Annotated in this window: 17 protein-coding genes and 1 pseudogene; 12 read left to right on the top strand and 6 right to left on the bottom strand. The window is 63.2% G+C overall.

Translation table 11 applies throughout. The features are described from left to right. Window positions 1-15 precede the first annotated feature (15 nt). A complete protein-coding gene (locus Q7U49_RS11320) occupies window positions 16-2,985 on the top strand; it encodes a DNA topoisomerase III (RefSeq protein WP_304764374.1) in 2,970 nt (989 codons plus the stop codon). A gap of 129 nt (window positions 2,986-3,114) precedes the next feature. Here Q7U49_RS11320 and Q7U49_RS11315 read toward each other — a convergent pair whose 3' ends face one another. The 3 genes from Q7U49_RS11315 to Q7U49_RS11305 all read right to left on the bottom strand — a co-directional run bounded on the left by Q7U49_RS11315 (window position 3,115) and on the right by Q7U49_RS11305 (window position 4,590). Then, window positions 3,115-3,450: a DUF86 domain-containing protein gene (locus Q7U49_RS11315; RefSeq protein ID WP_304764373.1), complete on the bottom strand. Its 336-nt coding sequence runs from the start codon at window positions 3,448-3,450 to the stop codon at window positions 3,115-3,117. After that, a complete protein-coding gene (locus Q7U49_RS11310; RefSeq protein WP_304764372.1) occupies window positions 3,440-3,730 on the bottom strand; it encodes a nucleotidyltransferase family protein in 291 nt (96 codons plus the stop codon). Before Q7U49_RS11310 ends, Q7U49_RS11315 begins: the two co-directional genes overlap by 11 nt. 242 nt (window positions 3,731-3,972) lie before the next feature. After that, window positions 3,973-4,590, bottom strand: a complete 618-nt coding sequence (locus Q7U49_RS11305) for a ParA family protein (protein ID WP_304764371.1) — start codon at window positions 4,588-4,590, stop codon at window positions 3,973-3,975. A 100-nt stretch (window positions 4,591-4,690) separates the two neighbouring features. Here Q7U49_RS11305 and Q7U49_RS11300 point away from each other — a divergent pair, with 100 nt between their 5' ends. Next, window positions 4,691-5,323 carry an FMN-binding negative transcriptional regulator gene (locus Q7U49_RS11300; RefSeq protein ID WP_304764370.1) on the top strand — a complete coding sequence of 211 codons (633 nt, stop codon included), beginning with the start codon at window positions 4,691-4,693 and terminating at the stop codon, window positions 5,321-5,323. Window positions 5,324-5,354: 31 nt separating this feature from the next. Here the strand turns inward: Q7U49_RS11300 and Q7U49_RS11295 are convergent, their stop codons facing one another. Next, window positions 5,355-5,717 (bottom strand): group 1 truncated hemoglobin, encoded by a 363-nt coding sequence (locus tag Q7U49_RS11295; protein WP_304764369.1) that lies wholly within the window; start codon window positions 5,715-5,717, stop codon window positions 5,355-5,357. 182 nt (window positions 5,718-5,899) lie between these two features. Here Q7U49_RS11295 and Q7U49_RS11290 point away from each other — a divergent pair, with 182 nt between their 5' ends. The 7 genes from Q7U49_RS11290 (at window position 5,900) to Q7U49_RS11260 (ending at window position 14,430) form a co-directional block, all read left to right on the top strand. Further along, window positions 5,900-7,462, top strand: coding sequence for a winged helix-turn-helix domain-containing protein (locus tag Q7U49_RS11290; RefSeq protein WP_304764368.1), 1,563 nt, complete (start codon window positions 5,900-5,902; stop codon window positions 7,460-7,462). Window positions 7,463-7,542: 80 nt separating this feature from the next. Then, a complete protein-coding gene (locus tag Q7U49_RS11285) occupies window positions 7,543-7,974 on the top strand; it encodes a cytidine deaminase (RefSeq protein WP_304764367.1) in 432 nt (143 codons plus the stop codon). Between the two features lie 5 nt (window positions 7,975-7,979). Continuing rightward, entirely contained in the window at window positions 7,980-8,798 is an 819-nt protein-coding gene (locus Q7U49_RS11280; RefSeq protein WP_304764366.1) for a purine-nucleoside phosphorylase, read from the top strand. Beyond that, complete coding sequence (gene deoC / locus Q7U49_RS11275; protein WP_304764365.1) at window positions 8,795-9,595, top strand: deoxyribose-phosphate aldolase; 801 nt, start codon at window positions 8,795-8,797, stop codon at window positions 9,593-9,595. Before Q7U49_RS11280 ends, deoC begins: the two co-directional genes overlap by 4 nt. Window positions 9,596-9,604: 9 nt before the next feature. Next, a complete protein-coding gene (deoA, locus tag Q7U49_RS11270) occupies window positions 9,605-10,924 on the top strand; it encodes a thymidine phosphorylase (RefSeq protein ID WP_304764364.1) in 1,320 nt (439 codons plus the stop codon). Between the two features lie 115 nt (window positions 10,925-11,039). Continuing rightward, window positions 11,040-12,233, top strand: a complete 1,194-nt coding sequence (locus tag Q7U49_RS11265; RefSeq protein ID WP_304764363.1) for an ABC transporter substrate-binding protein — start codon at window positions 11,040-11,042, stop codon at window positions 12,231-12,233. A 16-nt stretch (window positions 12,234-12,249) separates the two neighbouring features. After that, the gene (locus Q7U49_RS11260) at window positions 12,250-14,430 is read left to right on the top strand and encodes an ATP-binding protein (protein WP_304764362.1); all 2,181 of its coding nucleotides are present in this window, start codon (window positions 12,250-12,252) and stop codon (window positions 14,428-14,430) included. Between the two features lie 16 nt (window positions 14,431-14,446). Here the strand turns inward: Q7U49_RS11260 and Q7U49_RS11255 are convergent, their stop codons facing one another. Further along, the gene (locus tag Q7U49_RS11255; protein ID WP_304764361.1) at window positions 14,447-14,854 is read right to left on the bottom strand and encodes a YchJ family protein; all 408 of its coding nucleotides are present in this window, start codon (window positions 14,852-14,854) and stop codon (window positions 14,447-14,449) included. 121 nt (window positions 14,855-14,975) lie between these two features. Between Q7U49_RS11255 and Q7U49_RS11250 the strand changes: the two genes are divergently transcribed. Beyond that, window positions 14,976-16,715 carry a SulP family inorganic anion transporter gene (locus tag Q7U49_RS11250; protein ID WP_304764360.1) on the top strand — a complete coding sequence of 580 codons (1,740 nt, stop codon included), beginning with the start codon at window positions 14,976-14,978 and terminating at the stop codon, window positions 16,713-16,715. A 9-nt stretch (window positions 16,716-16,724) separates the two neighbouring features. On the opposite strand, the gene Q7U49_RS11245 is transcribed toward Q7U49_RS11250, so the two are convergent. Further along, entirely contained in the window at window positions 16,725-18,359 is a 1,635-nt protein-coding gene (locus Q7U49_RS11245) for a B12-binding domain-containing radical SAM protein (RefSeq protein ID WP_304764359.1), read from the bottom strand. Between the two features lie 97 nt (window positions 18,360-18,456). Between Q7U49_RS11245 and Q7U49_RS11240 the strand changes: the two genes are divergently transcribed. Together Q7U49_RS11240 and Q7U49_RS11235 are read left to right on the top strand one after the other, a co-directional pair. After that, window positions 18,457-18,933: a peptidylprolyl isomerase gene (locus Q7U49_RS11240; RefSeq protein ID WP_304764358.1), complete on the top strand. Its 477-nt coding sequence runs from the start codon at window positions 18,457-18,459 to the stop codon at window positions 18,931-18,933. Between the two features lie 70 nt (window positions 18,934-19,003). Next, a pseudogene (locus Q7U49_RS11235) lies at window positions 19,004-19,116 on the top strand (NERD domain-containing protein); the annotation flags it as partial.

The raw sequence follows: 19,116 nt of genomic DNA, 5'->3' as shown, positions 1-19,116 counted from the left end.
ATGGATTGTAGTCAGATGAAAACCTTGATCATTGCTGAAAAACCTTCGGTCGCCCAAGACATCGTGCGCGCCCTGACCCCTGTGTCGGGCAAGTTCGAAAAGCACGACGAGCATTTTGAAAACGACACCCATGTGGTGACCAGCGCGGTTGGCCACCTGGTGGAAATCCAGGCGCCCGAAGCCTTTGACGTGAAGCGCGGCAAGTGGAGCTTTGCCCACCTGCCGGTGATTCCGCCGCACTTCGACCTCAAACCCGTCGACAAGACCAAGACCCGGCTCAACGCGGTGGTGAAGCAGGCCAAGCGCAAGGACGTGGGCCAACTGATCAACGCCTGCGACGCCGGGCGCGAGGGTGAGCTGATCTTCCGCCTGATCGAGCAGTACGCCGGCGGCGCCAAGCCGCTGGGCAAGCCGGTCAGCCGCCTGTGGCTGCAAAGCATGACGCCGCAAGCCATTCGCGACGGCTTCCAACACCTGCGCACCAATGCGCAAATGCAACCGCTGGCCGATGCCGCGCGCTGCCGCAGCGAGGCCGACTGGCTGGTCGGCATCAACGGCACGCGGGCGCTGACGGCCTTCAACTCGCGCGACGGCGGTTTCTTCTTGACCACCGTGGGCCGGGTACAAACGCCCACCCTGAGCGTGGTGGTGGAACGCGAAGAAAAAATCCGCAAGTTCGTTAGCCGCGACTACTGGGAAATCCACGCCACGTTTGCCGCCCAGGCCGGTGACTACCCGGCCAAATGGTTTGACCCCAGCTGGAAACGCGCGGCCGCCAATGCCGCTGCCGGCAACGACGAGGTGGACGCCGAACTCAAGGCCGACCGGGTCTGGAGCCAGCGCGAAGCCGAGACCATAGCCGCCGCCGTGCGTGGCCAGCAGGCCACGGTCACCGAGGAAAGCAAACCCACCACACAGGTGTCACCGGCCTTGTTCGACCTGACCAGCCTGCAACGCGAGGCCAACGGTAAATTCGGCTTTTCTGCCAAGACCACGCTGTCGATTGCGCAAAGCCTGTACGAGCGCCACAAGGCCCTGACCTACCCGCGGACCGACTCGCGCGCGCTGCCCGAAGACTATGTGCCGGTGGTCAAGCAGACCTTCGAGATGCTGGCCGACAGCGGCATGAAACACCTGGCGCCGCACGCCCTGACAGCGCTCAACAACAATTACGTGCGCCCCAGCAAACGGATTTTTGACAACGCCAAGGTCAGCGACCACTTTGCCATCATCCCGACGCTGCAGGCCCCCCACGGCTTGAGCGAGACCGAGCAAAAGATTTACGACCTGGTGGTGCGCCGCTTCATGGCGGTGTTTTTCCCGGCCGCCGAATACCAGATCACCACCCGAGTCAGCACCGCCGCAGGGCACAACTTCAAGACTGAAGGCAAGGTGCTGGTGAAACCGGGCTGGCTGGCGATTTACGGCAAGGAAGCCGCTGCCGAGCAGCCTGAGAACGGTGACAAAAACAGCGGCAACCTGGTGCCGGTGGCGCCCGGCGAGCGGGTCAAGGCCGAAGCGGTCGACCCCAAGGCCCTGAAAACCCGGCCGCCAGCGCGCTACACCGAGGCCACCCTGCTCGGCGCCATGGAAGGCGCCGGCAAAACCGTGGAAGACGACGAGCTGCGCGAGGCCATGCAGGAAAAAGGCCTGGGCACGCCCGCCACGCGCTCCAGCATCATCGAGGGCCTGATCTCCGAGGTCTACATGCTGCGTGAGGGCCGCGAGCTGATCCCGACCGCCAAGGCCTTCCAGCTGATGACGCTGTTGCGCGGCCTGGATGTGCAGGAGCTCACCAAAGCCGAACTCACCGGCGAATGGGAGTTCAAGCTGGCGCAAATGGAGCACGGCAAACTCAAACGCGAAACCTTCATGGCCGAGATTGCCGCCATGACCGAGCGCATGGTCAAAAAAGCCAAGGAATACGACCGCGACACGGTGCCGGGCGACTATGCCACGCTGCACACGCCCTGTCCCAACTGTGGCGGCGTCGTGAAAGAAAACTACCGCCGCTACGCCTGCACCGGCGCCGATGGCAAAAGCGACGGCTGCGGTTTCTCGTTTGGCAAGACCCCGGCGGGCCGGACTTTTGAGCTGGCCGAGGTCGAGCAGTTCTTGCGCGAGCGCAAAATCGGCCCCCTGAGCGGTTTCCGCTCCAAAGCGGGTTGGCCATTCACCGCCGAGATGGTCATCAAGTTCGACGAAGAAACCAAGAACTACAAGCTGGAATTCGACTTTGGCGACGACAAGGCTGGCGAAGAATCCGGTGAACTGATCGACTTTTCAAAGCAAACCAGCCTCGGTGCCTGCCCCAAATGCGGTGCGGGTGTCTTTGAGCATGGCAAGAACTACGTCTGCGAAAAGTCGGTCCCGACCGATGCCCAGGCCACACCCAGCTGCGACTTCAAGACTGGCCAGATCATCCTGCAGCAACCCGTCGAGCGCGAGCAAATGATCAAGCTGCTGAGCACCGGCAAAACCGATCTGCTCGACAAGTTTGTCTCGATGCGCACGCGGCGCGCCTTCAAAGCCATGCTGGCCTGGGACCCGGCTGCAGGCAAGGTGAACTTTGAGTTTGCCCCGAGCAAGTTCCCGCCACGCAAAACCGCCGCCACACCGCTGACCAAAGCGGCGGTGGCAGCCAAAGCAGGCACGCCAGCCAAGGCTGCAGCGGCGAAAAAAGCGGTGAAAGCACCGGCCAAAAAAGTGGCCAAGGCGCCCGCCGTTAAAACGCCACGCAAAGCACCCGCGGCAGGCAGCGCGGGCTCAACGCCCAGCGCCGCCCTGGCCGCGGTGATTGGCGCCGAGCCGGTGGCGCGCGCCCAGGTCATCAAGAAGCTGTGGGACTACATCAAGGCCAACAACTTGCAGGACGCCGCCAACAAGCGCGCCATCAATGCCGACGACAAACTGCTGGCAGTGTTTGGCAGGCCGCAGGTGACGATGTTCGAGCTGGCCGGGATTGTGGGCAAACATTTGGGGTGAGGAGGTAGAGCATTGCGACCACCTTTCAAAACACAAATTCTCAAAATCTCGCCCACACGCTTTCACTGGATTTGGGTTGATTGCATTAGCCAACGTGCTGGCCGGTCAAAAAGCCATTGAGGTGGGGATTTACGCGGTAACCAGCGGCCGCAGTTGTGATAACAGCACAGGAATCTCTTCGGTGGCGGCCACCCAGACCATGTCGATGTCAATTTCAAAATAGGCATGAATCAGCCGGTTACGCATGCCAACGATGGCACGCCATGGAATGTGCGAATGCTTATCACGCGTTTCCTGGGTAACCTTGCTGGCGGCCTCGCCAACAATTTCTACGGCTCGCACCACAGCAAACAACAGCATCTCGTCCGAGGCCAAGGCATTGCGCTCCCGCCCTGCGGTAAAGCGCAGCAATGCCTCACAAGCCTCGACCATGTGCAGGATACGTACCCTGTCTTCAGCTTGCATATTGCACCTGTGCTGTACGGACGATCTCATCACGAAAGTGGCGCGACAAATCGCCGGGGGTGCGCAGATCAACTTTTTGCCCACCAAGCAGGTCTGATAACTCCAGCTCTATGTTGGCTACCCCCAGCAGACCCGGCACGTGCTCTGGCTCAAACTCCACCAGCAAATCAATGTCACTGTCAGGCCGCGCATGCCCTTTGAGTTGCGAGCCGAATAAAGCCAGGCGGCGGATACGCCGCATCTGGCAGAAGCGTGCCAGCGTATCGGCGTCAATTTTCAAGCTGGGGTGCATCTCAATCCTTTATCAATTAAATAGCTGCTTACGCAGTCTCGATATAGGCTAAAGCCCATTTTTACAATTTTTGCAAAACGCACGGGCGCTTGTATAGCCGGTGTGATGGCATTGATTTTGAATCATCTCGTGCAGACCATTCACCAAAAAAGTCATCGTTTGTTGGATTTATCAAAACCCACCACCTTATCCGGACTAGACGCTGATTAAAGCAAAGAAACCTCAAGCTGCTACTGATCCAGCCAGCGACAAATGGCTTGCCACTGGGCCAGGTCCCGCGCCACGCGCCCGGGAGGCAGGTCGAACACCGTGAGGCCGCGGGCCGCCAGCTGGACGTAGTTTTGCGTGTCACGCACATAGCCCAGCACCGGCAGGCCGGTGGCTTCCACAAAGGTGTGCAATTGCTCGGCGGCGCGGGTGCGCTCGTCCACCCGCATGCCGACAATGCCAACGTCTATTTGGGCAGCGCGTGCGCTTTCCGCCAGTTCATTCAAAAAATCCTGCGTGGCAAAGATGTCAAACACGCTGGGCTGCAAGGGCACGACCACCTTGTGCGCCCGCTTGAGAATTTCCTTGAGACGCTTGCCGTGCAGACCGGCGGGGGTGTCCAGCACCACATGGGTGGTGCCTTTGGGCGGTTTGGCAATCTGGTCGTTGCCCAGTTCCCAACTGCGAATGGCCCGCGCCTGCTCCGGGCGCAGTGACAGCCAGAGTTTGCTCGACTGCTGACGATCGGCGTCGCCCAGCATCACAGCGTGGTTCTGGCTGGCAAAGTAGCCAGCAATCTGGGTGGACAGGGTGGACTTGCCCACACCTCCCTTGGGGTTGGCAACGACGACAACTGGCATGACTGAAACCTCCTGCAGCGTGATTTCCGGATGTTACCGGCAAAGGCAAGGACGACCAGACTGGTGAATAATTTCGTCCTGATCCATTCCAAGGTCCACAATGTACATTCCCGCCCACTTTGCTGAAACCCGGCCCGAAGCACTGCAACGCATCATGCGCGAGCATCCGCTGGGCATGCTGGTCACCCACGGAAGTGCCGGCCTGGATGCCGAACACCTTCCGTTCGAGCACGACCCGGACGCGGGGACGCACGGCACCCTCATCGCGCACGTGGCCCGAGCCAACCCGCTTTGGCAACGTTGCCCCGCAGGCACGCCGGTGATGGTCGTGTTTCGCGGTGCCGAGGCCTACATCTCGCCCAACTGGTACCCCAGCAAGCATGAGACACATCGCCAGGTCCCGACCTGGAACTACGAGGTGGTGCATGTGCACGGCACGCTCACCGCGCATGACGACGAGCGCTTTGTGCGTCGCGTGGTGGCCCGGCTCACGCGAAGCCACGAAGCCGCTGAGCCCAAGCCCTGGAAAATGGGGGACTCCGCGCCGGAGTTCATCGACACCATGCTGCGCAACGTGGTGGGCCTCGAGATCGCCATCACCTCGCTGGTGGGCAAGCTCAAACTCAGTCAAAACCGGGAAGTGCCCGATCGACGGGGTGCCGCCGACACGCTGGACGCCCGTGGGCACACGGCGATGGCCCAGGCCATGCGCCAGGCGGGGTCGACACCATGACAATTGTTTCGCCAGCCCGGCTGACGACGTGTCAAACGCGAATGATGTGACCCTTCAGCGAGTACAGAATGGCCAGCACATCGTTCTTGGTTTGCGCGTCGCAATGATTTTTATCCATGGCGCCAAGGATGTCGTCCATCGCTGCCAGGTACTCCTGCTCGCTGATGTTCATGCCTTTGTGGGCCTCCACCATGTCTTTGCCCGTGTAGGGGGCGGGGCCGCCGGAGCCTGCGCCAAAAAATTCACGCGCCATGCGCTTGGCGCGCTCCAGATCCTTGATGTTCTCGAATCGGGTTTTGACAAGCGGGTTGGCCAGATGGTTCGCCATCACGTCTTCCACGATACGGGCAATGCCTTCGGATTCTCCCAGGCGTTGATAAAGAGTTTGGGACATGATGGATTCCTTTCAGGTTAAGGGCGTTGCGAGATCAGACCCGCTTGCGGCCGTTCTCTGGTGGCAAAGATACCGAAACCCGTCCTCTGTGGCTTGGAGATGCGATGGAGGTATTGTGAAGATTTGCTGGGGATGGGTTACTGCCGTAAGATTTGGCTTGCTTTTTTCCAGAAGGGTGGCGCGTGCTGCTGACTTTCAGGGGCTTTGAGCTCGATACCAGTCTGTTCACATTGCGATGCAATGGTCAGCTGCGCCTGGTCGAGCCCATGGTGTTCGACTTGCTGGTCTGTTTGGCACGGCAGCGCCACCGCATCGTCACCCGCCAGGAGCTGTTTGACGCACTGTGGGCTGGCAAGGTGGTGACCGAGTCGACCTTGAGCAGTTGCGTCAAGGCAGCTCGTCAGGCCCTGGGGGACAGCGGGCAGGAACAGAAATACATCGCAACCGTTCACCGGCGAGGCTACCGCTTTGTCGCAGAGGTGCAGGCGCACGACCCGTCCCAGGCCTTGCCTGTTGCGCCAGCAGCCGGCGAACTTGTCGACGCTGCGAGCACGGGTCCCCGCCGGGCCTCCATCGCGGTGATGCCCTTTGCCGATCTCTCCCCCGTCACCGATGCACGCGGCGGCACTGCCGACGCGCTCGCCCACGACATCATCGCCCGCCTCGCCCAGATGAGAAGCCTTTTCGTCATCGCACAGGGCACCGTGTTCTCCTTGCATGAGCGTCGACTGAGCCCGCAAGAAGCGGGCAGGCTGTTGAAGGTCGACTACGTCGTGAGCGGCTCGGTGCTGCGTCGCGACCAGAGCCTCAGCGTCACGGTTGAGCTCGAAGAGACACGCACAGCACGGATCATCTGGACCGAGGTGCTAAGCCACAAGTTGGACGGCGCACTCAGCGTCCTCGACGAGATTGGCAACAAGATCGTGGCGTGCCTTGCCAGCGAAATCGAGATGACCGAGCGCAACCGCGCCATTCTGCGTCCGCCAAACTCGCTGGATGCGTGGGAGGCGCACCACCGCGGCCTGTGGCACATGTACCGCTTCAGCAAGGAAGATAACCAACGAGCAAGGCACTTTTTCGAAATGGCAGTGCGCCTTGATCCAACTTTCTCACGGGCCTACGCAGGGCTGTCATTCACGCATTTCCAGAACGCCTTCCAGGGTTGGGCAGCGCGTGAACCGGAAGTCAATCAGGCCTATGAAGCAGCCAGCCAAAGCCTCATCGTCGATGAGCGCAACCCGGCAGCACACTGGGCCATGGGTCGCGCGCTCTGGTTGCGTGGGCACCATGACCAGTCTGTTGTTGAACTGGGGCAAGCGGTCGAACTGAGCCCGAGCTTTGCGCTGGCGCATTACACGCTGGCGTTTGTGCATTCCCAAGCGGGTGACCCGCATGCCGCCATTTCCTCCTCCGATCACTCCCGCCTTCTCAGTCCCTTCGACCCACTGCTGTTTGGCATGCTGGGTGCGCGCGCCATGGCGCTCGTGCGCCTGGGGCAGTTCAAGGAAGCTGCCGACTGGGCCGTCAAGGCTGCCGCGCGCCCGAACGCGCACGCGCACATTCTCGGCATCGCCGCTTACAGCCTGGCACTGGCGGGCTCGCTTGACGAAGCACGTGCCCATGCCAACGCGCTGCGCAAGCTGATGCCTCGGTACACCTACGATGATTTTGTAGCTGCCTTTCACTTCGATCCGCGTGGTGCAGCCTTGTTTCACAAAGGAGCGCAGCTTATCGGCATGGCGTGATGGCTGCGTGGTGCCACCGTGGCCGACGTCAAGCGCCCACAGCGTCTCGGCGCATCCCCCATTCGCGGTAAAGTGCGACCATGCCAAGCTTCATCCTTACCGACAGCCAGCAGCAGGCGCTGCTAACCACCGCGCGCCTGGCCCAACGCAAGGCTTATGCGCCCTATTCCAACTATCCCGTCGGTGCCGCCGTGCTCGACGAGCAGGGCCGCATTCATGCGGGCTGCAATGTGGAAAACGCCGCCTATCCCGAGGGCCTGTGCGCCGAAGCCGCCGCTTTGAGCGCGATGGTGCTGGCCGGCGGCCGACAGGCCCGCGCCGTGCTGGTGGTGGGCCGCGGTGACGGGGGCAGCTGGATCACGCCCTGCGGCGGTTGCCGTCAGAAGTTGCGTGAATTTGGCGCCCCCGATCTGATCGTCCAGAGCGCCAACGAACTTGAGCTGGGCCCGCGTCACACCCTGGCGCAATTGCTGCCCGAGAGCTTTGGGCCGGGCCACCTCAAGGCCAGATAAAACGCTTGCCAGCACGCACCATGAAGACCATCGAGACCATCCGCCAACGCGCACCCCATCTGCAACCGCGCATCGCGGTGGTGCTGGGCTCGGGCTGGGGTGGCTTGACCGACCACCTCGTTGATGCCATCCAGATCCCTTACGCCGAACTGGCCGGTTTTCCGCAAACCGGTGTGGCGGGTCACAGTGGTAGCCTGTGGCTGGGGCAGCTGAGCGCGCAGCGCGTGGCCGTGCTGAGCGGGCGCCAGCATGGCTATGAATCGGGTGCGATCGACGGCATGACTGAGCCCTTGCGCGTACTCAAACACCTGGGCTGCCACACGCTGGTGCAGACCAATGCGGCCGGCAGCTTGCGCGCCGACATGCCGCCGCAAAGCCTGATGCTGTTGAGCGACCACCTGAACCTGCCCCAACGCTCGCCGCTGGTCGGTAGCAGCGGGTCCGAACGCTTTGTCAACATGGTTGATGCCTATGACCCGGCGCTGCGAGCCCATGCCCACCGCGTGGCCCACAAGCAGGGCGCCAGCTTGTTTGAAGGCGTTTACGCCTGGGCTTTTGGCCCGCAGTTTGAAACCCCGGCCGAGATCCGCATGCTGCGGCTGCTGGGTGCCGATGCCGTGGGCATGAGCACCGTGCCCGAAACCATTCTGGCAAGGCACCTGGGGCTGCGCGTGCTGGCGCTGTCTTTCATCACCAACCTGGGTGCCGGCATGTCGGCCGAGCACCTGAGCCACGCCCACACCCTGCAGCAGGCGCAGCTGGGCAGTGCGGCCGCCAGCCGCTTGCTGGCCGACATCGTTGCCGAGATGGACCACCCCTCATGACTACCCCTTTGCCAACCCAATGGCTGAACAACCCGCAGGCCAGCGCCCACCTCGCCCTGGCCTGCCTCGACCTCACCAGCTTGAATGACGCCGACACCGAGGCCGACATTGCAAGCCTGTGCCGGCGCGCGCAAAGCCCGTTCGGCCCGGTGGCGGCGGTCTGCGTCTGGCCGCGCCTGGCGGCGTTTGCCCGGGCGCAATTACCAGCGACGATTGCCGTGGCGGCCGTGGCCAATTTCCCGCATGGCGGGGCCGACATCGACGCCGCCGTGCTTGATGTCGAACAGATCGTGCAAGCGGGGGCACAGGAAGTCGATGTGGTGCTGCCCTACCGCAGCCTGATGGCCGGTGATGAACGCGCCGTCGTCGAACTGCTGGTGGCCGTGCGCCGCGCCTGCCCCGGCCTGCTGCTCAAGGTGATTCTGGAAACCGGCGAACTCAAGACCCCCGAACTGATCAAACGTGCCTGCCAGTTGAGTCTGGACGCTGGCGCTGATTTCTTGAAAACCAGTACCGGTAAAACCCCGGTCAGCGCCACACTGGAGGCCGCGCGCCTGTTGCTCGGCGCCATTGCCGCCAGCCCTGCCGCACGCAACCGTGTGGGCTTCAAGGCGTCCGGCGGCATTCGCACCGTGGCCGAGGCAGCCGCCTACCTGGCGCTCACGCAAGAACTGCTCGGCGCGCCCGCCCTGACGCCGCAGCGCTTTCGCATTGGCGCCAGCAGCCTGTTGCACGACATCGAGGCGGTGTTGTCTGGCGCGAGCGAACCCAGCACCGCACCGCGCGGCGCTTACTGAAAACTCACCATGCTGGCCCAGGAAATCATTCGCATCAAACGTGACGGCCAGACCCTGGCGCGCAGCCACATCGACGCTTTTGTGCGTGGCCTGGTGGATGGCTCCTGGAGCGAAGGCCAGGCCGCCGCGCTGGCCATGGCCATGTTCCTCAAGGGCATGAGCCGCGCGGAAACGGTTGACCTGACCCTGGCCATGACGCATTCCGGGCTGGTGATGGACTGGCGCACCGCCCACTTGCACGGCCCGGTGCTCGACAAACATTCCACCGGCGGCGTTGGCGACAAGGTGAGCCTGATGCTGGCGCCCATCGTGGCGGCCTGTGGCGGCGTGGTGCCGATGATTTCGGGCCGCGGCCTGGGCCACACCGGCGGCACGCTCGACAAGCTCGCCAGTATCCCCGGCTACCAGTGCGCGCCCGATGTGCCCACGCTGCACCGGGCGCTGCACAGCGCGGGCTGCGCCATCATTGGCCAGACGGCGGAACTGGCACCGGCCGACCGCAGGCTGTACGCCATTCGCGATGTCACGGCCACGGTCGAATCCGTGCCCTTGATCACCGCCAGCATCCTGTCAAAAAAGCTCGCCGCCGGCCTGCAGGCGCTGGTGATGGACGTGAAAGTGGGCAACGGCGCCTTTGCCGATTCTTTTGACATGGCCACCACCCTGGCCGAATCGCTGGTGCAAGTGGCCAACGGTGCCGGGCTGCCCACGCGCGCCTGGCTCACCGACATGAACCAGGTGCTGGGCAGCAGCTGTGGCAATGCGCTCGAAGTGATGGAAGCCATCGACTTTTTGACTGGCCAATGGCGCGAGCCGCGGCTGCTTGAAGTCACGCGCACCTTGTCGGCCGAACTGCTGGTCATGGGCGGCTTGGCGGGTAACGACGCGCAGGCCCTGCAACAGGTCGATGCGGCCCTGCGCAGTGGCCGCGCGCTGGAACAGTTTGCGCGCATGGTCACCGCACTGGGTGGCCCGACTGACCTCTGCGAGCACCCCGGCCACTACCTACCAAAAGCGCCGGTTCAACTGCCGGTACTGGCGCCGCATAGCGGGTTTGTGGCTGGCATGGCCACGCGCGACATCGGCCTGGCCGTGGTGGAGCTGGGTGGTGGCAGGCGCCAGGCCGGCGACACCATCGACGCGCGGGTGGGCTTGAGCCAGTTTGTCCAGCTGGGTCAGGCGGTGCAGGCGGGCGCGGTGCTGGCTGTGGTGCACGCGGCCGACCGGGGCGCGGCGGAACAAGCCCGCCGATCGCTCCTGACCCTGCTGCAAATCGCGCCACAGGCGCCTGCCAGCGCGCCTGTTTTGGTCAAGCGGCTGTTGGCCTGAAGGCAACTGGCCGACCTGGCGGTATCGCAGGTTTTAAAGGCACAATTGGTCTGCGCAGCCGCGCACGCCTCCCGGCCATCCAGCCCGTCTTGCCCAACAAAAACTGGAGCTCTCTTTGAAGACCCGCCTCAAGAACTTGATCTCTTTTGTGCTCGCGTTGGCGCTGCTGTTCGTCACCGCCATCGCCTCTGCTGCGGGCAACATCAAGATTGCCATCGACGCCGAATTCGGCATTCCCAATTCGACCTCGGCGCAGGCGGTGCGTCATGGTGCCCAGGTTGCCGTCAATGAAATCAATGCCGCGGGCGGCGTGCTCGGACGCAAGCTCGAAGTCATCGAGCGCGACAACCGGGCGGTGCCCGCGCGTTCCCTGAACAACCTGCGCGAATTGGCGGCCGACCCCGACGTGGTGGCGGTCATGTGTGGCCGCTACAGCCCGGTCGTGGTCGAGATGCTGCCCGAAATCCACCGCCTCAAGATGCTGATGCTTGACCCCTGGGCCGCCGCCGACGCCATCACGGAAAACGATTTCACGCCCAACTATGTGTTTCGGCTGTCGCTGAGGGACTCCTGGGCCCTGCCGGTCATGATGCGTCATGCCCTCAAACAGGGCCACCGCAAAGTGGGCATCCTGCTGCCCAGTACGGAGTGGGGTCGCAGCAGCCTCAAGGCGGCCGAAGAAACGGCAGCCAAGGACACGCATCAGGAGATCGTGGCGTCCAAATGGTACAACTGGGGAGATGCCAGTCTGATCGAGCGTTACCAGGCGCTGCGCAACGCGGGGGCGCAGGCGGTCATCCTGGTCGCCAATGACAGGGAGGGCGTCATTCTGGCCAAGGAAATGGCCTCGCTGCCTTCAGAACAGCGCTTGCCGCTGGTGGCGCACTGGGGCATCACCGGCGGAAATTTTTTCGAGCAGTCCGGGGCGGCGCTGAAAAGCGTTGATCTGTCGGTGGTGCAGACCTACTCGTTCATTGGCAAGAGTGATCCAAAAACCAAAGGTGTGCTGGCCGGCTTGAAGGCCGTCACCGGCAGTGATGATCCGCGCAAGGTGGCATCGCCGGTTGGCGTGGCGCATGCCTATGACCTGGTGCATCTGCTCGCCCTGGCGATCAAAAAGGCCAACTCCACCGACCGGTCCGTGGTGCGCCAGGCGCTTGAAAATCTGGGGCCGTACAAGGGTCTGGTACGCCCGCTCGACAAACCCTTCACGGCCAAGCGCCATGACGCGCTCAGCATCAATGAAGTCTTCATGGCGCGTTTTGCAGACGATGGCGCCATTGAGCCCATCCTGAAAACAAAACCGTAAGGTCGGATTTGTGAACTTGCAAAATCCGCTCACCGCGCTCAGGCGCTGGCGCATTTCCAGCCTGGCCAATACCTTTGCCCTGCAGGCGGCATTCATTGCGATTGCCAGCATTGTGGTGGTGGCCCTGATGTCGCTGACCGTCATCTACTGGGTCGAGGCCCGCACCCAGCACGAGCGGCTACAGGAAAAATCCGGCCGTGTCGCCGAGCGCCTGGAGGCGTCGATCAATGTCGTCGAAAGTTCCGCCACGGCGCTGGCGAAAAATCCGATGTTCATGACCGCCCTGCTCGACTCCAAGGGGCGTGACTCCTATGTGGTCCCGTTTCTGGAAAACTACAACTTTCCGATTGCGGCCGCCAGCGGCCTGGCGCTGTGCGACATCAATGGCTCACGGATGGCCGGAACCCGTTCACCGCTGTCGAATTGCCGCCCGGATTCCCCCCTGTTCAAACAGGCCATGACGGATGGCAAGGCGCTGCGTGAATTGATCCCGCTTGCCAATGGCCACATCGGCTGGACGGTTTATCAAGGCGTTGTTTTTGGCTACACCGGCACCGTGGAAGGGGTGGTGGTGACACAGCTTGATTTGCATGACGTCCTGCAGTCGGTGCCCAAGGACCTTGATTTGACCGGCGTCGCGCTGCAGCGCACCGGCAGCAAGCAATCGCTGGGCAACGTGCCAGAGACGCAGGCCGGGTCGGCCGCCGAGCAGCAGGCCAGCACAGCGCTCTTCAAGGACAGGCCCGAAGCCATGCCCTACCCGATGGAAGTGGTCGCCCGGGACCGCCTGCAACCCTTCGGGAACAAGTTGCTTCCGCTCGGCCTGGGTTATGGCCTGGCCGGCCTGCTGCTGGTGCTGCTGGTCATTTACTGGGCGCGAAGCGTGTCGCGCGGTCTGATTGCACCGCTGACCGCCTTGACCGACTCGGCGCATCGTGTGGCCCAGACCGGCGACCTGAGCATTGCCGTGCCGCAAACCAATGCCGGCGAAGTGGCGCAGCTGGCCAAGGCGTTTGAGGTCATGGTCAACGCGGTCCGCGCTTCCGAGTCGTCACTGGAAGAAAAAGTCACCCTGAGAACCGCTGAGCTGGAACAGTCACAAACCGCAACACGCGACCGCACCGAGCAGTTGAATGCCATTTTTGATCTGAGCCCGGACGGCTTTGTGTCCTTTGACGCCGGGCTGCGGGTCACGTTTGCCAACCGCGCCTTCCTGCGCATGACGGGCACCGAGGCTGGCGACATCATGGGCCTGGACGAGGCCGAATTTTCCAGTTTGCTGGCCCACAAATGTCTGCCTCAGGCGACGTTTCCCGGCGTCGCTACCTTGCGTGCGGCACGCAAAAACCTGCGTGAGGGCGAAGCGGAAATGCCACTGATCAAGACACGACACTGTCTGATCGAGCTGGCTGGCCCGGGCAATCGAGTGTTGGCGGTCGGCCTGCGGCTGTCGCAGGCCGAGAACGTGTCGCAAATTTTGTATCTGCGTGATGTCACGCACGAGACCGAAGTGGACCGCATGAAGAGCGAATTCCTGTCCACGGCAGCGCATGAGTTGCGCACGCCCATGGCCAGCATCTACGGCTACTGCGAGCTCTTGATGATGCGGGATTTCGACGAGAACGAGCGCCAGGAGATGCTGTCCACCATCTTCCGCCAGTCCGAACTGATGGCCTCCATCATCAATGAGTTGCTCGACCTGGCGCGCATTGAAGCACGCCGCGGCAAAGACTTCGTGCTGGAACGCCTGTCACTGCAAGAGCTGGTGAGTGAGGCCGTGATGGGCTACAAGTTGCCTGAGGGTCGCGACGCACCGTTGATACAGACCTCAGACGAAACGCTGATCGTGCGGGTGGACCGGAAAAAAATTCAGCAGGCGCTGCTCAACGTGCTCTCCAATGCCTACAAATACTCGCCGCGCGGGGGCGCGATCAGCGTGAGCTTTCTACAGGAAGTGCATCATAGCGTGGGCCGTTTCGGCATCGAGGTGCGTGACCACGGCATCGGCATGCGTCGAGAAGAATTGGCGCGCGTCTTCGAGCGTTTTTACCGTGCCGACAGCACAGGCAAGTTCCCGGGCACCGGCTTGGGCATGAGCATCGTCAGGGAGATCATTGAAATCCATGGCGGCGAAGTGAGCGTCGAAAGCAGGCTGGGTGAGGGCACCACAGTGACGCTCTGGCTGCCTGCTGCCTGAAAGGCCAACGCCGGACTCAGTCAGGCACCTGCTGCTCGCCGTCGATGTACAGCCAGCGTCCGTCTTCAAACACAAAGCGGCTGAGCTCATGCATGCGCCCGCCACGCCCGCTTTCGCGGTAACGCGCAACAAATTCCACCACCCCCGCATCGCCCGTGGCCTGCGCGTGACGCACTTCCAGCCCGAGCCATTTGAGCGGCGGCAGCTCCAGCTCGCCGGGCGAGGTGGACGGATGCCAGGTGGCCAGCAGGTAATCGATCAGGCCCAGCCCGTAGGCGCTGTAGCGCGAGCGCATCAGCGCCTCGGGCGTAGGCGCGTGCACGCCTTGCTTAATGCCCGCGTGCCAGTGGCCGCAACAATCGCCATAGGCCAGGCCGCTGTCACAGGGGCAGGCGGCATGGGAAGACAGGACGTTCTTTTTCATGACCATCATGGTAACGGGACAGGCACAGTCCGGCAGGCCTGCCGGGTCGTAAACTTGGCGTCAATCATGACCACCGCTTTCGCTTCATCCCCGCACCGGCCTCCCGCCGCAGGAGCCTGATGTGGCGCCCATCCACTGGAAAAACATCCGCTGGCCGACCGGCTGGGCACCGGGCCTGAGCACCTTGCGGCACTACCAAAAAGCCTGGCTGCTGCCCGACCTGATGGCGGGGCTCGCGCTCACTGCCATTTTGGTACCGGTGGGCATGGGTTATGCGGAGGCCTCGGGCTTGCCGGCCGTCCATGGTCTGTACGCCACCATCATTCCGCTCATCGTGTACGCCATTTTTGGCCCCAGCCGGATCCTGGTGCTGGGCCCCGATTCGACCCTGACCGCCGTGATTGCGGCGCTGATCCTGCCCATGGCTGCCGGCAGTGTGGAGCGCGCCGTGCTGCTGGCAGGCATGCTGGCCATTTTGTCGGGCCTGTGCTCGATGCTGATCGGGCTGGCCCGTCTGGGGCTGCTGGCCGACCTGCTGTCCAAACCGATTCGCATTGGTTTTTTAAACGCCATCGCCCTGACCGTGCTGGTCGGGCAATTGCCAAAAATACTGGGTATTCCCTCCCGGGCGGGTGACCTGCCAGACCAAGTGCATCATCTGCTGGCGAGTGTGTCCAGCGGCCAGGGCAACGGGGTGGCACTGCTGATTGGCAGCGTCAGTCTGGCGCTCATATTGCTGTTGGCGCGGCTACGCCCGCGCTGGCCGGGCCTGTTGTTGGTGGTGCTGCTGGCCACGGCGGTGTCGGCCGGGTTTGACCTGGCCAACACCGCCGATCTGTCCACCCTGGGGCGCCTGCCACAGGGCCTGCCGGACTGGCAGTTTCCGGCGGTGTCGTGGCAGGACGTGCGGCAGTTGCTGCCCGGCGCCGTCATTATTTCGCTGCTGTCGTTCACCGATACCAGCGTGCTGTCGCGTGCGCTGGCGCAACGCGGTGGCTACCGGGTCAGCCAGAGTCAGGAGATGGTGGCGCTCGGTCTGGCCAACATCAGCACCGGACTGTTCCAGGGCTTTTCCATCAGCAGCAGCGCCTCACGCACGCCGGTGGCCGAAGCCGCCGGAGCCAAAACGCAGGTGACCGGGCTGGTGGGGGCGCTGGCCATTGCCCTGCTGCTGGTGTCGGGCACCGAATGGCTGCAAAGCCTGCCCAGCGCGGTACTGGGCGCGGTGGTGATCGTGGCCTGCCTGTCGTTTGCCGATGTGGCGGGCATGCGGCAGATGTACCGGCAGCGCAAGGTGGAATTCGCCTTGTCGCTGACCAGCTTTGTCGGCGTGGCCCTGATTGGCGTCATGGAAGGCATTTTCATCACCCTGGCGCTGGCCATGCTGGTACTGCTGTGGAACGCCTGGCACCCGTACTTTGCCGTGCTGGCGCGGGTGGACGGCACCAAGGGTTACCACGACATCTCGCGCCACCCCGAGGGCCGGCGCGTACCCGGCCTGGTGCTGTTTCGCTGGGATGCCCAACTCTTTTTTGCCAACGGCGAGATTTTTCAGGAACAGGTGCACCGCGCCATTGCCGCAGCACCCACGCCCACGCGGCGCCTGGTGGTGGTGGCCGATGCCATCACCGACATCGACATCACCGCCGCCGACACACTGGTCAAGCTGCACCGGGACTTGACAGAGCAGCGCATCGAACTGTGGTTCGCCGGCCTCAAGGGCCAGGTCAAGGACCGGTTGAAAAATTACGGCACGCTGGACCTGATCGGCCATGACATTTTTGCCCCCACCGTGGGCTATGCGGTCAACCTGTACCGGACCACCCACTCGGTGGACTGGAAGGACTGGGATGAAGTTTAGGCTTGCGGGTCAGACCACTCGCGTAGCGACGTGCTCTGACCCCAACTGATTAGAGTGGCGCGCCTGCCGGGTGGCCAGCGTGCGGCCGGCCTTGGCCGCTGACACGGTGCGCCGCGGCAACAAGCCGTGCAGCGCCTTCGGGTTGGCTCGCGCACCGCTGGCGAGGTAATCCGCCAGCAGGGCCTGGCGCACAGTAGCCTGCGGCAGATGCTGGCTGAGGTAGTCAAACAAGGCATCCACCAGCGCCTCGGGCGTCAGCCGGTGCGTGCTGCCCTGGCGCTGCCACAGCCAGTCAGAGAACGCCATGAAACACCAGAACGGCGAGACCCCAGCGCGGCCGTCGACCGCGGGCGGATGCAGCAACAGCGCCAGCGTTTGCGCAAAACGCCCCGAGTTGGCCAGCAGCTCCCAGTAACGCGCCAGGCGGCCAAAACGCTGCAGCGTGGCGGCGTCAACCACGGCGGTGTGCTGCACGGTATAGGGCGGCTCGGGCGCGTAAACCATGCCATGGGTTGTGCTGTGGCGGGCAATCGGCGCGCCGCGCAAGCGCTTCAGGATGCCGAGCTGGATCTCATGCGGGCCTATCGCCAGCAGCCGGTCGAAGCCGTCGGCAAAACTTTGCAGTGTTTCCCCCGGCAGGCCAAAGATCAGGTCGACGTGCAGGTGCGCCTGGGTGTGCGCCAGCAGCCAGCGCAGGTTGGCCTCGGTGGCATCGTTGTCCTGCCGCCGTGAGATGGTCTGCTGCACCGCCACGTTGAAGGTCTGCACGCCCACCTCCAGCTGTAGCACCCCCGGCGGGAACTGCGCCAGCATGGCCCGCAGGCGCTCGGGCAGATGGTCGGGGATGACTTCAAAGTGCAAGAAGAGGCCAGCGTTTTGGCTCGCAATGCGCTCCAAAAAAAATTGCAAGATACGCACCGAATGGTCGATCTTCAGATTGAAGGTGCGATCCACAAACTTGAAGGTGCGCGCGCCGCGCTGGTACAAAGCATCGAGCGCCGCCAGCACCCGGTCCAGCTCAAAACCCCAGGCGGTCTTGTCGAGCGCGCTCAGGCAAAACTCGCACTTGAACGGGCAACCGCGCGAGGCCTCCACGTACAGCAGCCGGTGCGCCAGGTCGGCCGCGCTGTATTCGGCGTAGGGCAGTTCCAGCTCGGCCAGCGGCGGCTGCTCGCCGGGGATGATTTTCATGAGCGGCTGCGGGCCGTCCAGCAGCGCGCGGCACAGCTTGGCAAAACTCACATCGCCCCAGCCCGTGATCACATGGTCGGCCAGATGCGTGATGGCTTGCTGCTCGGTCTCATGGCTCACCTCCGGCCCGCCCAGCACTATTTTGAGGTCGGGCCGCGCGGCCTTGAGCAGCCGGATCACCTCGGTGGTTTGTGTCACGTTCCAGATGTACACACCCAAGCCCACGATCTGTGGTGCCGTGTCTGGCGCCGGCCCCAGCGTGGCCAGCAGGTCCGCCACCACCTCCTGCTTGGGTCGGGAAATCGTGTACTCGCGCAGTTCGGCAAGCGCGAGCAGGCCCGCGCCGCCATGCCGGTCGAGGTTGGCCAGCAGGTAGCGCAGGCCGAGCGAGGCGTGGATGTAGCGCGCGTTAAGCGTGACCAGCACGATGCGCGGACGAGCAGTTGGGTTCATGCCGGCAATGGTAGCAAGTGACTGAAGTGGACAGCGGATCCACCCAGCCGCGTTGCGCGAGAATGCGCTACTGAACCATCCACCTCACCCAACACCCATGAAAATCGAAAAAGACACCGTCGTGACCCTGCGCTACAAAGTGGCGGACGCCCAGGGCAAGCTCATTGAAGAAGCCAAGGAGCCCATGGCCTACCTGCACGGTGGCTACGGCAACACGCTGGCCAAAATCGAGGCCGCGCTGGACGGCCAGACGGTTGGTTACCAGACCAGCCTGCTGCTGCAACCCGAGGACGCCTTTGGCCTGCGGGACGAGAGCCTGGCGCAAACCATGCCGCGCCGCGACTTTCCGCCGGGCGTGAAAGTGGGCGGCCAACTGCAGGGCCGCACCGCCGATGGCCGCGACCAGGTGTTCCACGTGGTCAAGATCAAGGGCGACACGGTGCTGCTCGACGGCAACCACCCCTGGGCCGGCAAGGTGCTGCGCTTCAGCATCAAGGTGACCGACGTGCGCGCGGCGGCGCCCGAGGAACTGGCCCACGGCCATGTACATGGGGCGCACGGGCATCAGCACTGAGCAGCGCCACTTAAAAGCGCCGGGGTAATGGCCTATCATCCATCCATCACTTCTCAGGGACGGGAACATCATGGCAAGCCTCATACCCGCGCTGGGTGCCTGCGCCTCACGCATGACCAGCGGCGAGCGCCGACTCGCCGAGCGGCTTGAACAAAAGCTCGACGACGACTACCTGCTCTGGTA

Source organism: Rhodoferax sp., from assembly GCF_030653815.1.
Classification (GTDB): domain Bacteria; phylum Pseudomonadota; class Gammaproteobacteria; order Burkholderiales; family Burkholderiaceae_C; genus Rhodoferax.
This window is presented reverse-complemented; position numbering and strand designations above follow the sequence as displayed.

What these genes read in the sequence shown, in the direction of transcription:
- deoC (WP_304764365.1), top strand. Translation starts at nt 8,795, where the DNA reads ATGACTACCCCTTTGCCAACCCAATGGCTGAACAACCCGCAGGCCAGC.
- deoA (WP_304764364.1), top strand. Translation starts at nt 9,605, where the DNA reads ATGCTGGCCCAGGAAATCATTCGCATCAAACGTGACGGCCAGACCCTG.
- Q7U49_RS11295 (WP_304764369.1), bottom strand. Translation starts at nt 5,717, where the DNA reads ATGTCCCAAACTCTTTATCAACGCCTGGGAGAATCCGAAGGCATTGCC.
- Q7U49_RS11240 (WP_304764358.1), top strand. Translation starts at nt 18,457, where the DNA reads ATGAAAATCGAAAAAGACACCGTCGTGACCCTGCGCTACAAAGTGGCG.
- Q7U49_RS11245 (WP_304764359.1), bottom strand. Translation starts at nt 18,359, where the DNA reads ATGAACCCAACTGCTCGTCCGCGCATCGTGCTGGTCACGCTTAACGCG.
- Q7U49_RS11255 (WP_304764361.1), bottom strand. Translation starts at nt 14,854, where the DNA reads ATGAAAAAGAACGTCCTGTCTTCCCATGCCGCCTGCCCCTGTGACAGC.
- Q7U49_RS11320 (WP_304764374.1), top strand. Translation starts at nt 16, where the DNA reads ATGAAAACCTTGATCATTGCTGAAAAACCTTCGGTCGCCCAAGACATC.
- Q7U49_RS11315 (WP_304764373.1), bottom strand. Translation starts at nt 3,450, where the DNA reads ATGCAAGCTGAAGACAGGGTACGTATCCTGCACATGGTCGAGGCTTGT.
- Q7U49_RS11285 (WP_304764367.1), top strand. Translation starts at nt 7,543, where the DNA reads ATGCCAAGCTTCATCCTTACCGACAGCCAGCAGCAGGCGCTGCTAACC.
- Q7U49_RS11305 (WP_304764371.1), bottom strand. Translation starts at nt 4,590, where the DNA reads ATGCCAGTTGTCGTCGTTGCCAACCCCAAGGGAGGTGTGGGCAAGTCC.
- Q7U49_RS11300 (WP_304764370.1), top strand. Translation starts at nt 4,691, where the DNA reads ATGTACATTCCCGCCCACTTTGCTGAAACCCGGCCCGAAGCACTGCAA.